This is a genomic window from Thalassobaculum fulvum, assembly GCF_014652915.1.
GTDB classification, from domain to species: Bacteria; Pseudomonadota; Alphaproteobacteria; order Thalassobaculales; family Thalassobaculaceae; genus Thalassobaculum_A; species Thalassobaculum_A fulvum.
The window spans coordinates 645,322-658,109 of the sequence record NZ_BMZS01000001.1 but is presented as its reverse complement, the minus strand read 5'-3'; the positions used below and the strand labels follow the sequence as shown (position 1 = coordinate 658,109).

The 12,788-nt window shown below is 72.6% G+C and carries 8 protein-coding genes and 2 pseudogenes; 9 read left to right on the top strand and 1 reads right to left on the bottom strand.

The window, feature by feature from the left end; all coding sequences use genetic code 11:
* The 3 genes and pseudogenes from lysA to IE246_RS02885 all read left to right on the top strand — a co-directional run.
* Nucleotides 1–1,263, top strand: coding sequence for a diaminopimelate decarboxylase (gene lysA / locus IE246_RS02890; RefSeq protein ID WP_189987395.1), 1,263 nt, complete (start codon nt 1–3; stop codon nt 1,261–1,263).
* A gap of 181 nt (nt 1,264–1,444) precedes the next feature.
* Nucleotides 1,445–1,714 (top strand): annotated as a pseudogene (locus tag IE246_RS28240) (DUF4175 family protein); the annotation flags it as partial.
* A 46-nt stretch (nt 1,715–1,760) separates the two neighbouring features.
* Nucleotides 1,761–4,139, top strand: a pseudogene (locus IE246_RS02885) (TIGR02302 family protein); the annotation flags it as partial.
* Between the two features lie 172 nt (nt 4,140–4,311).
* Here IE246_RS02885 and IE246_RS02880 read toward each other — a convergent pair.
* Nucleotides 4,312–5,118 carry a zinc-ribbon domain-containing protein gene (locus IE246_RS02880; RefSeq protein WP_189987394.1) on the bottom strand — a complete coding sequence of 269 codons (807 nt, stop codon included), beginning with the start codon at nt 5,116–5,118 and terminating at the stop codon, nt 4,312–4,314.
* A 203-nt stretch (nt 5,119–5,321) separates the two neighbouring features.
* Here IE246_RS02880 and ftsE point away from each other — a divergent pair, with 203 nt between their 5' ends.
* From ftsE to modA, 6 genes are all read left to right on the top strand, one after another.
* Nucleotides 5,322–6,032, top strand: a complete 711-nt coding sequence (gene ftsE / locus IE246_RS02875; protein ID WP_373297845.1) for a cell division ATP-binding protein FtsE — start codon at nt 5,322–5,324, stop codon at nt 6,030–6,032.
* Between the two features lie 17 nt (nt 6,033–6,049).
* Nucleotides 6,050–6,967: a cell division protein FtsX gene (locus IE246_RS02870; protein ID WP_189987393.1), complete on the top strand. Its 918-nt coding sequence runs from the start codon at nt 6,050–6,052 to the stop codon at nt 6,965–6,967.
* A gap of 3 nt (nt 6,968–6,970) precedes the next feature.
* Nucleotides 6,971–7,654 carry a YdcF family protein gene (locus IE246_RS02865; protein WP_189987392.1) on the top strand — a complete coding sequence of 228 codons (684 nt, stop codon included), beginning with the start codon at nt 6,971–6,973 and terminating at the stop codon, nt 7,652–7,654.
* A 71-nt stretch (nt 7,655–7,725) separates the two neighbouring features.
* A complete protein-coding gene (locus tag IE246_RS02860) occupies nt 7,726–11,169 on the top strand; it encodes a ribonucleotide reductase barrel domain-containing protein (RefSeq protein WP_189987391.1) in 3,444 nt (1,147 codons plus the stop codon).
* Between the two features lie 121 nt (nt 11,170–11,290).
* Entirely contained in the window at nt 11,291–11,851 is a 561-nt protein-coding gene (locus tag IE246_RS02855) for a PAS domain-containing protein (RefSeq protein WP_189987390.1), read from the top strand.
* Nucleotides 11,852–11,969: 118 nt separating this feature from the next.
* Nucleotides 11,970–12,749: a molybdate ABC transporter substrate-binding protein gene (gene modA, locus IE246_RS02850; protein WP_189987389.1), complete on the top strand. Its 780-nt coding sequence runs from the start codon at nt 11,970–11,972 to the stop codon at nt 12,747–12,749.
* Nucleotides 12,750–12,788 lie beyond the last annotated feature (39 nt).

The following is a 12,788-nucleotide window of genomic DNA, read 5'->3' as shown; positions in this document are numbered from 1 at the left end:
ATGCAGGGCTTCGAGATCCGCGACGGGGCACTCGCCGTCGAGAACGTGCCGCTCACGACCATCGCCGAGCAGGTCGGCACGCCGGTGTTCGTGTACTCCGCCGGCGCCATCCGGGCGCGCTACCGTGCACTCTCCGACGCCCTGGCGCCGGTCGGTGCCGCGATCCACTACGCGGTCAAGGCCAACAGCAACCAGGCGGTGATCTCGCTGCTGCGCGAGATGGGCGCCGGCGCCGACGTGGTGTCGGGCGGCGAGCTGGCGCGGGCGCTCGCCGCCGGCGTGCCGGCCGACCGGATCGTGTTCGCCGGGGTCGGCAAGACCCGCGAGGAGATGGCGGCCGCGCTCGACGCCGGCATCCACCTGTTCAACATCGAGTCCGAGCCGGAACTGGAGATGCTGGCCGAGGTCGCGCGCTCCAAGGGCGCGACCGCGCGGGTCGGCCTTCGGGTGAACCCTGACGTCGACGCCAAGACCCACGCCAAGATCACCACCGGCAAGGCCGAGAACAAGTTCGGCGTGCCGATCGAGCGGGCACCGGTGTTCTTCGCCCGCGCCGCCGAGCTGGACGGGGTCGAGGCGGTCGCCCTGTCGGCCCATATCGGCTCGCAGCTGCTCGACCTGGAACCGTACCGCCAGACCTATGTCCGGCTGCGCGAGATGGCCCTGGCCCTGCGCGCCGAAGGCTACGGCCTGACCCAGCTCGACCTCGGCGGCGGGCTCGGCATCGGCTACCACGGCCAGGAAGGACCGGACCCGCAGGCACTGGCCGCGATAATCCGGGAAGAACTCGGCGACCTCGGACTGGAGCTGGCGGTCGAGCCCGGGCGCTGGCTGGTCGGCGCCGCCGGCGTGCTGCTGGCCCGGGTGATCCTGGTCAAGCAGGGCGTCACCAAGCGGCACGTGGTGGTCGACGCCGCCATGAACGACCTGATCCGCCCGACCCTTTACGACGGCTATCACCGGATCCAGCCGGTGACCGGTTGCGACCGGCCGGATGCCGGGCCGGCCGACGTGGTCGGGCCGATCTGCGAGTCCGGCGACTACCTGGCCAAGGACCGGCCGCTGCCGGCGGTCGAGGCCGGCGAGCTGCTGGCGGTGCGCGACGCCGGCGCCTACGGGGCGGTGATGTCCTCGACCTACAACGCCCGGCCGCTGGCGCCGGAAGTGCTGGTCGACGGCGACCGCTGGGCGGTGATCCGGCCGCGCCAGCCGGTCGAGGCGCTGATCGGCCTGGACCGGGTGCCGGACTGGATCGGACGCTGACCGGAAGGCGCGGTAGCGGGGCACCGGGCACCGCCGGACGGCCGATGGGCGGCCCGCCCGGCCCTTGACCGTGGCCGGGCGGCACCCGACACTGTAGGCAGTCGCGACCGCTCGACGCAGCCGTGAAAGGGGGCTGACCCGGCGGTGTTCGGTCGCCCACCGCCGTTTGCGGAGTGCTGCCGTGCGCCCCACCGAGGTCCCGTCCGACCGGACGCCGCCCCGCCCCTCCAACCGCGTTGCCCGCAAGCTGGCACTCGCGCGCGCGGTCGTCGCCTGGGAGCGGCTGTGGCCGTCGGTCTGGGTCCCGCTGACCCTGATCGCGGCATTCCTCGGACTGGCGCTGCTGGGCGCCCCCTCGGCCATCGGCGAGGCGACCGGCGGCTGGGGCCACCTGGCCCTGCTGGCCGGCTTCGCGGTCGCCATCCTGTGGACCGCCCGCCGCGGGATCGTGGCGTGGCGGGCGGCCGCCGTACCAGCCGGCCGCCGATGCCGACGCGGCCCGTCGGCTGGAGCGCGACAGCGAGCTGGCGCACCGCCCGGTGTCCAGCCTGGGCGACCGGCTGGCCGCCGGCCAGGACCCGATGGCGCAGGCGCTGTGGGAGGCCCATCGCCGGCGCCAATCCGACCGCCTGTCGGACCTGCGGGTACGGGCGCCGGAGCCGGCGATGGCGCGCCTCGACCCGTTCGGGGCCCGCACCGTCGTCGGTCTCGTCCTGGTGGCCGGGCTGGCGGTCGCCGCGACCGATCCGTTCGGCCGCCTGGCCGAGGCGTTCCAGCCGACCCTGAGCCCGCTCGCCGAGACCCCGCCCCCGACCCTCGACGTCTGGATCAACCCGCCGGCCTATACCGGCCGGCCGCCGATGCTGCTGGCCCGCGCCGGCCAGGCCGACGGGCCGGTGGCTGCGGCGGCGGCCGACAGTGTGCCGAGACGGCTGGCGGTGCCGACCGGCGCGACCCTGCTGGCCCGGGTCAACGGCGGCGACGCCGTGCCGAACCTGGCGCTGGCGACCAGGGGCGGCGAGACCGCCCGGCCGTTCGAGCGGGTCGCCGAGAAGGCCTACCAGATCGAGACCGCGATCACCGAAGGCACCGCGCTGGCGATCCGCCAGGCCGGCGACGAGCTGGCCGCCTGGACCATCAACGTGCTGCCGGACCTGAAGCCGACCGTGAGCTTCGCCGAGCCACCGCAGCCGACCGAGCGTGCCGCCCTGATGGTCCACTACAACGCCAGCGACGACTACGGCCTGGCCGGCGTCGAGGCCCGCATCCGGCGCCTCGAGTCGACCGGCGAGCCGACCGCCGAGGACCCGGTCGTGCTGGCGATGGCGCTGCCCGGCAACGGGCTCGAGGCGGCCGACGCCAAGGACTTCCACGACCTGACGCCGCATCCCTGGGCGGGCCAGCCGGTGGAGATGACGCTGGTGGCCCGCGACGAGGCCGGCCAGGAGGGCCACAGCGAGCCGGTCAAGCTGATCCTGCCGGAACGCCTGTTCAACCACCCGGTCGCCCGGGCGATCATCCAGCAGCGCAAGCGCCTGATCACCGAGCCGCGGGAGAAGACCGACATCGCCGAGGTGCTGATGTCGCTGGCGGCCCGGCCGCAGCACTACTTCGACGACGTGGTCACCTTCCTCGGCCTGCGGCTGGCCGCCGGCCGGCTGGTCATGAACGACCTCGCGCCGGCGATGATCGCCGAGGTGCAGTCGCTGCTCTGGGACATCGCGCTCCGGGTCGAGGACGGCGAGATGTCGCTGGCCGAGCGCGAGCTGCGCGAGCTCGAGCGCCGGCTGATGGACCTGTTGGCCCAGGACAACCCGGACCAGCAGGAACTCGAGCGCCTGATGGACGAGCTGAAGCAGGCGATCGACAAGTACCTGCAGGCGATGATGGAGCAGATGCAGCAGCAGCTGCAGAACGGCGACCAGCAGCAGGCACAGGAGATCGACCCGAGCCAGATGGTCGAGCGCCAGGACCTGATGGACATGCTCGAGCGGGCCCGCGAGATGATGAAGGCGGGTGCCAAGGACGCCGCCCGCCAGCTGCTGTCGCAGCTGCGCGAGATGATGGAGAACCTGCGGGCCGGCCGGCCGCAGATGATGTCGCCGGAGCAGCTGGCGGCGCAGGAGATGATGCGCCAGCTGCAGGAGCTCGCCGAGCGCCAGCAGCAGCTGATGGACCAGACCTACAAGCAGCACCAGGAAGGCTCGCCGCGCGACGGCCGCGACATGGGCCAGATGGGGCAGATGCCCGGCCAGCCGCGCGACGGCCGCGGCATGCGCCCCGGCCAGCGGCCGGGCGAGCAGGGCCAAATGGGTGACGGCCAGCCGCGCGACGCCGACCGCGGCGGCCGGCGCGGCCAGCCCGGCACCGGCAACGACGCCACGCCGGAGGCGCTGGCCCGCATGCAGGAGCAGCTGCGCCGCCAGCTCGGCGAGTTCATGCGCAAGCTGGGCGAAGGCCTCGGCCAGATCCCGCAGCCGTTCGGCGAGGCCGAGCGCGCCATGAAGGACGCCACCGACGCCCTCGGCCGGGCCCAGCCGGGCGAGGCGGTCGGCCCGCAGGGCGACGCGGTCGAACGCCTGCAGGACGGCGCCCAGGCGCTGTCCGAGGCGATGCGGCAGAACCAGCAGGCGAACGGCGGCGCGGCCCCCGACCCGAACGCCCAGGGCCAGTCCGAGGGCGACCGCCGCCAGGACCCGCTGCGCGACCGCCCGAACCAGGGCTACGCGGTCGACGAGAGCGGCGTCGAGGTTCCGGCCGAGAGCGACCTGCAGCGCGCCCGGCGGATTTTCGACGAGCTGCGCAAGCGCTCCGGCGACCGCAGCCGCCCGGAACTCGAACTCGACTACATCGAGCGCCTGCTGAAGCGGTTCTGAAGCCTCGTCGCGCCGTGGGTCCCGGCTCTCCGCGGCGGTGCCGCTACGGCCGGGATGACGTCAGGGAGGGAAAGCGACGTTCCCACTCCCTGACGTCATCCCGGACCGGACGCCGCAGGCGGAACGGCTCCGGGACCCGCGAGGCGGCGAACGCTCGGCCGACACCCCGGCCTCAGTAACCGATCCCGCCCTCCGGACGGTCGTTGGTGAAGGTCACGTGCACCCTGGCCGCGGCGTCCGACGCCGCCGCCAGCTCGGACTGGAAGCGGCCGGTGTCGCCGGGCAGCAGCTGCGGGGCCTCGGCGGTGAACAGCCAGGACTGCAGCTCCGTGCCGTGCGCGTCGAGCACGGTGCCGCGCAGCGCCGGCAGGCTGCGCAGTCCCTCGGTCGGGTTGTGGATCTCGCCGGCCACCACCAGCAGCGTCACCGCCCCTTCCTGGCGGCGCTGGACATAGACGTTCTGCAGGACCAGGCCCTCGCCCGGGACCGGCACGTGCAGGCCGACGGTGTCGTACAGGAGCGCGCTCGCCGGCCAGATCTCGACGAAGGCGTCGCGCCCGGCGAACAGCACGGCCGGAATCGCCACGGTCGCCGCCGCCAGCACCAGCAGCGGGATCGGCAGCCTGAGCTTCGGCCGCTCCGGCGGCCGCGGCCCCCGGAACCGCGAGACCCCGCCGAGCGGCGGCGGCTCCATGCCGGCGGTGTCCTCGTCCGCCCGCAGCCCGCCCTCGTCCTCGAAATCGTCCGCCGGCGGCGTCTCCTCGAAGGCCTCCTCGGGCTCCGGCGGCGGCTTCGGCCTGGCCTTGGGCTTGGGTTTCGGCTTGGACTTCGGCTTCGCCTTGGCCGGCGGCGCGTCGGCCACCGGCTCCTGGAACCACTGGTGCCCGCACTTGCTGCAACGCAGCTTCCGGCCGGTCGTCCCGATCGCCGAATCCGGCACCTTGAACTTCGATTCGCATTCCGGGCAGGTGACCCGCATTCGCCGCCTCGTCGACCGATCCGCGGCGCGGAGTATAGCGCGGGCGCCCTGCACCGCCATGGCCGCGTCGCGTCGGTTCTGCCGAGGCCCGATTTCCGAGCGGCCGCCGTCTTTCTTTCGCCACCGCATTCGTCCAGGATGCGGCCTGCCTAAGGGAAATCGGCGCCGGCCGGCGCCCGAAGCCGCAAGGGGCGAGGAGCCAGGTGGTCCGCTTCGAGAACGTGTTCATGCGCTACGACGGCGGGCCCGTCATCCTGCGCGACGTGTCGTTCGAGCTCGAGCCTGGCAGCTTCCACTTCCTGACCGGCGGCAGCGGCGCCGGCAAGTCGACGCTGCTGCGCCTGATGTACCTGGGAGCCAGGCCGGTATCCGGCCGGGTCCACCTGTTCGATCGCGACATCTCGAAGATCCGGCGCTCGGAACGTCCGGCGATGCGCCGGCGGGTCGGCGTGGTGTTCCAGGACTTCAGGCTGATCCCGCATCTCTCGGCGCTCGACAACGTGGCGCTGCCGCTCAGGATCGCCGGCACCCGCGAGGCGCTGATCCGCGAGCACGTGCCCGAGCTGCTCGCCTGGGTCGGCCTCAGCGGCCATCTCGACGCCCTGCCGGCGACCCTGTCCGGCGGCCAGCAGCAGCGCATCGCCATCGCCCGGGCGGTGATCGGCCGGCCGAGCCTGCTGCTGGCCGACGAGCCGACCGGCAACGTCGACGACCGGATCGCGATCCGGCTCCTCTACCTGTTCGAGGAGCTGAACAAGATGGGCACCACCGTGCTGATCGCCACCCACAACGAGTCGCTGGTCCGGCGGTTCGACCATCCGCGCCTGCACCTCGAAGGCGCCCGCCTGACCCGTGCGACGGTGCGCGGCGCCACCGTTTCGGCGCCGGCCGGCGCCGCGGCGCGGCCGGGCTGAGCGGGGCGGGGCCGGCCATGTGGGGACGCAACGACTTGGCGCTGGGGCGCGACCCGTCAACCCGCTTCCTGCCGGGGCTGCTGGCGGTGCTGGTGTACCTCGCCGTGCTGGCCGCGATCGGCGGGCTGACGGCGCTGGGCTTCGTCGAGGACTGGGACCGGCGGCTGAGCGGGACCATGACCGTGCAGATCCCCCCGGTGGTCGGCGCCCAGGCCGAGGCCTCGCGCGAGACCGCGGGCGAGCGCCGCGACGCCGTGCTCAGGCTGCTGCGGGTGACCCCCGGCATCGCCGACGCCCGGCCGCTGAGCGGCGCCGACGCCGCCGCCCTGCTGGAGCCGTGGCTCGGCCCCGAACTGGTCGGCACGCTGCCGATGCCGATCCTGGTCGACGTGCGGCTCTCGCCGGGCCAGCCGCTCGACCGCGACGCGCTCGCCGAGCGGCTGGAGAACGCCGCGCCCGGGACCACGCTGGACGACCACGCGCGCTGGCTGGCCGAGGCCCAGGCGATCGGCCGCTCGATCGCCGCCACCGGCCTGGTGGTCATCGTCCTGGTGTCGCTGGCGGCGGTGCTCGCCGTGGTGTTCGCGGTGAGGACCGGGCTCGGCGTGCACCGCGACGAGATCGAGATCCTGCACCTGATCGGCGCCCCCGACCGGTTCATCGCGGCCCAGTTCCAGCGCCACACCGGCCGGCTGGCCCTGGTCGGTGCGGTGATCGGCGCCGTGCTCGCGGCCGCCACCCTGGCCGCGCTGCAGTGGACCGCCGCCCGGGCGGCATCCGGCACCGGGCCGGCCGGGCTGGCGTCGCTGCTGTCGTCGATCGAGTTCGGCCTGCGCGACTGGATCGCCCTGGTCGCCCTGCCGGTCGGCGCCGCCCTGATCGCAACCGTCACCGCGCGGGCGTCCGTCCTGGTCGCGCTCGCCCGCCTGCCCTGAGCCATGGCACGCCGGCGCTACCGCTTCCGTCGCGAACCCCGGCGGCCGCGCTCCGGCATCCGCCTGGCGGTGCTGGTGGTCGTGCTGTCGCTGGCGGTCGCCTGGAGCGTCGGGCTGGTGCGCTACGCCAACCGCATCCCGATGCACAGCACACCGCCGACGACGCAGGCCGACGCGATCGTCGTGCTGACCGGCGGCAGCAAGCGGATGGAGGCCGGCGTCGAGCTGCTGACCGCCGGGACGGCGCCGGTGCTGTTCGTCTCGGGCGTCGACCACCGGGTCGATCCGGCCCGGGTCCGGGATCTGGTTCCGGGCGTCGGCGCCAGTCTCGACCAGGCCACCATCGACTGCTGCATCGTGCTCGGCTACGGCGCCTCCGACACCCTGGGCAACGCCCGCGAGACCGCACTTTGGGCACGCGCCACCGGCCGCAAGTCGCTGGTGCTGGTGACCTCGAACTACCACATGCCGCGCGCCTGGATCGAGTTCGAGCACGCGCTGCCGGAGATCGCGCTGGTGCCCTTCCCGGTGGTGCCGGCCGACGTCCGGGTGAACGCCTGGTGGCGCTGGCCCGGAACCTTCGGCCTGATCGCCGGCGAGTGGACGAAATACGTCTTCGCCCGGGTCAGGATCGCATTGGCCGAACTGGTCGCCTCGCCGAGAATCGGCGACGCGAGAACGGAATAGGAACGAATAAATTGCTCACCCGGTCGCGGGCACCTATCTTATAAGGCCGCCTCTGATCCCGAAGGTGTGAGATGCAGGATCCGGCGCCGATCAGTCGACAGATCTGGGACATGAAGTACCGGCTGCGGGTCGACGGCCAGCCGGCCGAGGCGACGCCGGAGGACACCTGGCGGCGGGTCGCCGATGCGCTCGCCGAGGCCGAGGCACCGGAGCAGCGCGAGCGCTGGGCCGCGCGCTTCTACGAGGCGATGGAGGGCTACCGGTTCCTGCCGGCCGGCCGGATCCTCGCCGGCGCCGGCACCGGCCGCTCGGTGACCCTGTTCAACTGCTTCGTCATGGGCACCATCCCCGACTCCATGGAGGGGATCTTCGACTCCCTGAAGGAGGCCGCCCTGACCATGCAGCAGGGCGGCGGCATCGGCTACGACTTCTCGACCGTGCGGCCGCGCGGCGCGCCGGTGAAGGGCGTCGGCGCCGACGCCTCCGGCCCGCTGTCGTTCATGGACGTCTGGGACGCCATGTGCCGCACCATCATGAGCGCCGGCTCGCGGCGCGGCGCGATGATGGCGACCCTGCGCTGCGACCACCCGGACATCGAGGAGTTCGTCGACGCCAAGCGCGACCCGACGCGGCTGCGGATGTTCAACCTGTCGGTCCTGGTGACCGACCCGTTCATGGCGGCGGTCGAGGCCGATTCCGACTGGGACCTGGCCTTCGAGGGCACGGTGTTCCGGACCGTGAAGGCGCGGGCGCTGTGGGACCGCATCATGGCCGCGACCTACGACGTGGCCGAGCCCGGCGTGATCTTCATCGACCGCATCAACCGGCGCAACAACCTGCACTACTGCGAGACCATCGCGGCCACCAACCCGTGCGTCACCGCCGACACCTGGGTGCACACGGCCGATGGACCTGCGCTGGTTCGGGACCTGATCGGGCGGCCGTTTACCGCCCTGGTCGACGGCAAGCCGCACAGGAGCGGGCCGCAGGGCTTCTTCGCGACCGGGACGAAGCCGGTCTTCCGCCTCGACACCGTCGAGGGGCCGTCGTTGCGGCTGACCGCCGATCACCGGGTCCGGCGAGTTGCCGTTCGGACCCGCTGGCGGATCGAGAGCGAGTGGACGGCAGCCGGCGACCTGTGCGAGGGCGACGAGATCCTGGTGCACGACCACGGCGACGCGGTCGCGTGGAGCGGGGCCGGAACCTTCGACGAAGGCTACCTGCTCGGGTTGCTGCTCGGCGACGGGACGCTGAAGAGCGACAAGGCGGTGCTTTGCGCGTGGCCCGGCCGGGCGGTCGTCAACGGTACCGTCGAGCGCCCCGGCGTGCTGGCGATCATGGTCGAGGCAGAGAGGGCGGTCCGCGGCCTGGGGCACCGCAATGATTTCGCCGGCTGGATGCCGGTTGCCGATCGCGGCGAGCGACGGCTGTCGACCGCAGCCCTCAAGCGAGTTGCCGAGCGTTTCGGAATGAGGCCCGGCGCCAAGGCCGTCGCGCCGCCGGTGGAGCGCAGCTCCTCGGACTTCCACCGCGGATTCCTGCGCGGCCTGTTCGACGCCGACGGCAGCGTGCAGGGCGATCAGACCAAGGGCGTCAGTGTCCGGCTCGCGCAATCCTCTCTCGAGGACCTCCGGGCAGCGCAACGGATGCTGATGCGGCTCGGCATCGTCGGCCGCATCTACGCGTTCCGGCGCACGGCCGGCAGCCGTGCAATGCCGGACGGTCGCGGGGGGTCGGCGGACTACAAGCACCGGGCGCAGCACGAGCTGATCGTCACCGGCAGCAACGTCATGCGCTTTGCCGAGCGTATCGGCTTCGCGGACAGCGAGAAGGCCGCTGCACTCGCCGCACGGCTCGGCGCCTACCGGCGCGCCGTGAACAGGGAGCGCTTCGTGGTCCGGGTCGCGGCGGTCAAGCCAGACGGCGAGGAAACCGTATACGACGTCACGGTGCCGGGTCCGAACGCGTTCGACGCCAACGGCCTGGCGGTCCACAACTGTGGCGAGCAGCCGCTGCCGCCCTACGGCGCCTGCCTGCTCGGCTCGATCAATCTGGCGACCCTGGTGAAGCACCCGTTCGAGCCGGACGCCGCGCTCGACGAGGCGGCGCTGGCCGAGGTGGTGCCGGTCGCGGTCCGCATGATGGACAACGTGGTCGACGTGTCGCGCTTCCCGCTGGCCGTCCAGGCCCGGGAGGCCAAGGCCAAGCGGCGCATCGGCCTCGGCGTCACCGGCCTGGCCGACGCGCTGATCTTCTGCGGCCTGCGCTACGGCTCGCCGGAGGCGGTGGCGGCGACCGAGCGCTGGATGGCGCTGCTGCGGCGCCATGCCTACCGCGCGTCGATCGACCTGGCGCGCGAGAAGGGCGCGTTCCCGCTGTTCGAGGCCGAACCGTACCTGGCCGGCGAGACGGTCGGCGAGCTCGACGACGACCTGCGCGCCGGCATCGCCGAGCACGGCATCCGCAACGCCCTGGTCACCTCGATCGCCCCGACCGGCACGATCTCGCTGTTCGCCGACAACGTCTCCTCCGGGCTGGAGCCTGTGTTCAGCTTCACCTACGACCGCACCGTGCTGATGCCGGACGGCTCGCGCCGGACCGAGGAGGTGAGCGACCTCGCCTACCGCCTGTACCGCGAGCTGAAGGGCCCGGACGCCCCGCTGACCGAGGCTTTCGTCAACGCCCAGAGCCTGACGCCGGGCGACCACGTGGTGATGCAGGCGGCGGTCCAGAAATACATCGACAGCTCGATCTCGAAGACCATCAACTGCCCCGAGGACATCCCCTTCGAGGCGTTCAAGGACGTCTACCGGCTGGCCTACCAGTCCGGCTGCAAGGGCTGCACCACCTACCGGCCGAACGACGTGACCGGGGCGGTGCTCGCGACCCGGCGCGAGGAGCCGGAGCAGGCCGTGCCGGCCGCCGAGCCCCCCGCGGACGGCGCCGTCGGGACCGCCGCGATCCTGGCCGACGGCCGGGCCGTGGTGCACCTCACCCAGCCGCTCGACCGGCCGGCCGCGCTGCCGGGCGAGACCTACAAGATCAAGTGGGCCGACAGCGACCACGCGATCTACATCACCGTGAACGACATCGTCCAGGACGGCCGGCGCCGGCCGTTCGAGGTGTTCATCAACTCCAAGAACATGGAGCACTTCGCCTGGACCGTGGCGCTGACCCGGATGATCAGCGCGGTGTTCCGGCGCGGCGGCGACGTGTCGTTCGTGGTCGACGAGCTGAAGGCGGTGTTCGACCCGCGCGGCGGCCAGTGGCTGAAGGGCAAGTACGTGCCCTCGCTGCTGGCGGCGATCGGCGAGGTCATCGAGACCCACATGATCCAGATCGGCTTCCTCAAGCGGCGCGAGGGCGTGGCCGGCGACAAGGCCCCGGTCGCGACCCGCGAGGTGGTCAATCTCGGCCCGGCGCCCGGCCAGTGCCCGAGCTGCGGGTCGGTCGCCCTGGTGCACCAGGAAGGCTGCGCAGTCTGCACCGCCTGCGGCTATTCGAAGTGCGGCTGAGGCCCGACCGCGCCACCGTCGCGTCGCGCTAACCGGGCTTTAACCGCCGATCGACGAAATTGCCCGCAAGGTGGCCGACGACGGCCCGGCCGCCGGGTCGCGTGTTGGCCGTGTCGGAGAGATGGAGGCGATCATCCGCCAGCCGCTGATGGCCTCGGAGCCGCCGGTCAACGATATCGTGCCCGACAGCCGCCACCCCCTGGTGCGCCGGTTCGCCGGGTTGTGGGAGGCGAAGCGCGGCAGCCGGCCGCTGCCGCTCCGCGAGGACTTTCCGTTCGAGGAGCTCGCGCCGTGGTTCGGCCATGTCCTGATCATGGACGTGATCGACGGCGGCCGCGATTTCCGCTACCGGATGATCGGAACCACCATCACCCAGTTCCTGGACCGCGACTACAGCGGCCGGCTGGTCTCCGAGTGCGAGTACGGCGAGGGCGACGCCCGCCGCCGGATCGAGGAGACGTTCCGCCAGCCGGTGATCGACGGCCGCCCGGTGTTCCGGTCCGGCCATGTGGTCTGGGTGGCCGACAAGACCTGGCGCACCTACGACAGCGTCCACTGCCCGCTGTCGCGCGACGGCGCCGCTGCCGACCTGACCATCGGCGTGCTCTACTTCGGGTCGGTCGCGCAATCGGCGCCGCCGGGCGCGAGCTTCCGGAACGAAGGGCTGCTGCCGGACGACTGACGGCGCCCGGAGCTGCCGGACCAGCGTTATGCACCGGAAGAGATAGCGCTTGCGGGCCGCCGCGCCGATCGGCGACGATAGCGTTATATTCGACCATGGATAACGCTTGGAGCGTCCGATGCCCCGCATCACCCCGTGCTCCCGCCGGTGGCGCAGAACCGCCGCCCTGTTCGTTCTGGCGGCCGCGGTGCTGCTCGTCCCGGCCGCGGCGCGGGCCGGCGAGGTGCATGTGGCGGTGGCGGCGAACTTCACGGCGGCGGCCAAGGAGATTGCCGCCCTGTACGAGGCCGCGTCCGGCGACAGGGCGGTTCTCAGCTTCGGCTCGACCGGACAGCTCTACACCCAGATCGACCAGGGCGCCCCGTTCGAGGTGTTTCTGGCCGCCGACCGCGAGCGGCCGCGCCGGGCGGTCGAGGAAGGCCTGGCCGAACCGGATTCGCTGGTCACCTACGCGACCGGCCGGATCGTGCTGTACAGCCGCGACCCCGGCCGGGTCACCGGCGAGACGGCGCTGCGCCAGGGCGGGTCGGGCAAGCTGGCGATCGCCAACCCGGCGACCGCGCCGTACGGCGCCGCCGCCGTCGAGGCAATGCAGGCGCTCGGCGTTTACGGCGCCCTGGAGTCCCGGCTGGTGCGGGGCAACAGCATCGCCCAGACCTACCAGTTCGTGGACAGCGGCAGCGCCGATCTCGGCTTCGTCGCGCTGTCGCAGGTGATCGGCCACCACCGCGGCTCGCGCTGGGTCGTCCCGTTCAGGCTGTACGCCCCGATCGCCCAGGACGCGGTGCTGCTGAACGCCGGCCGCGACAACCCGGCGGCGGCCGGGTTCCTGCGCTTCCTGCAGGGCCCCGAGGCGCGTGCGGTGAAGGAGAAATACGGTTACGGTGCCGCCGACTGACCTCAGGGCGTGAGACTGCATTTCAGGGGGATTGGCTTC

Coding starts and splice junctions, on each gene's coding strand:
- lysA (WP_189987395.1), top strand. CDS start 1: ATGCAGGGCTTCGAGATCCGCGACGGGGCACTCGCCGTCGAGAACGTG.
- IE246_RS02880 (WP_189987394.1), bottom strand. CDS start 5,118: ATGCGGGTCACCTGCCCGGAATGCGAATCGAAGTTCAAGGTGCCGGAT.
- IE246_RS02870 (WP_189987393.1), top strand. CDS start 6,050: ATGTGGGGACGCAACGACTTGGCGCTGGGGCGCGACCCGTCAACCCGC.
- IE246_RS02865 (WP_189987392.1), top strand. CDS start 6,971: ATGGCACGCCGGCGCTACCGCTTCCGTCGCGAACCCCGGCGGCCGCGC.
- IE246_RS02860 (WP_189987391.1), top strand. CDS start 7,726: ATGCAGGATCCGGCGCCGATCAGTCGACAGATCTGGGACATGAAGTAC.
- IE246_RS02855 (WP_189987390.1), top strand. CDS start 11,291: ATGGAGGCGATCATCCGCCAGCCGCTGATGGCCTCGGAGCCGCCGGTC.
- modA (WP_189987389.1), top strand. CDS start 11,970: ATGCCCCGCATCACCCCGTGCTCCCGCCGGTGGCGCAGAACCGCCGCC.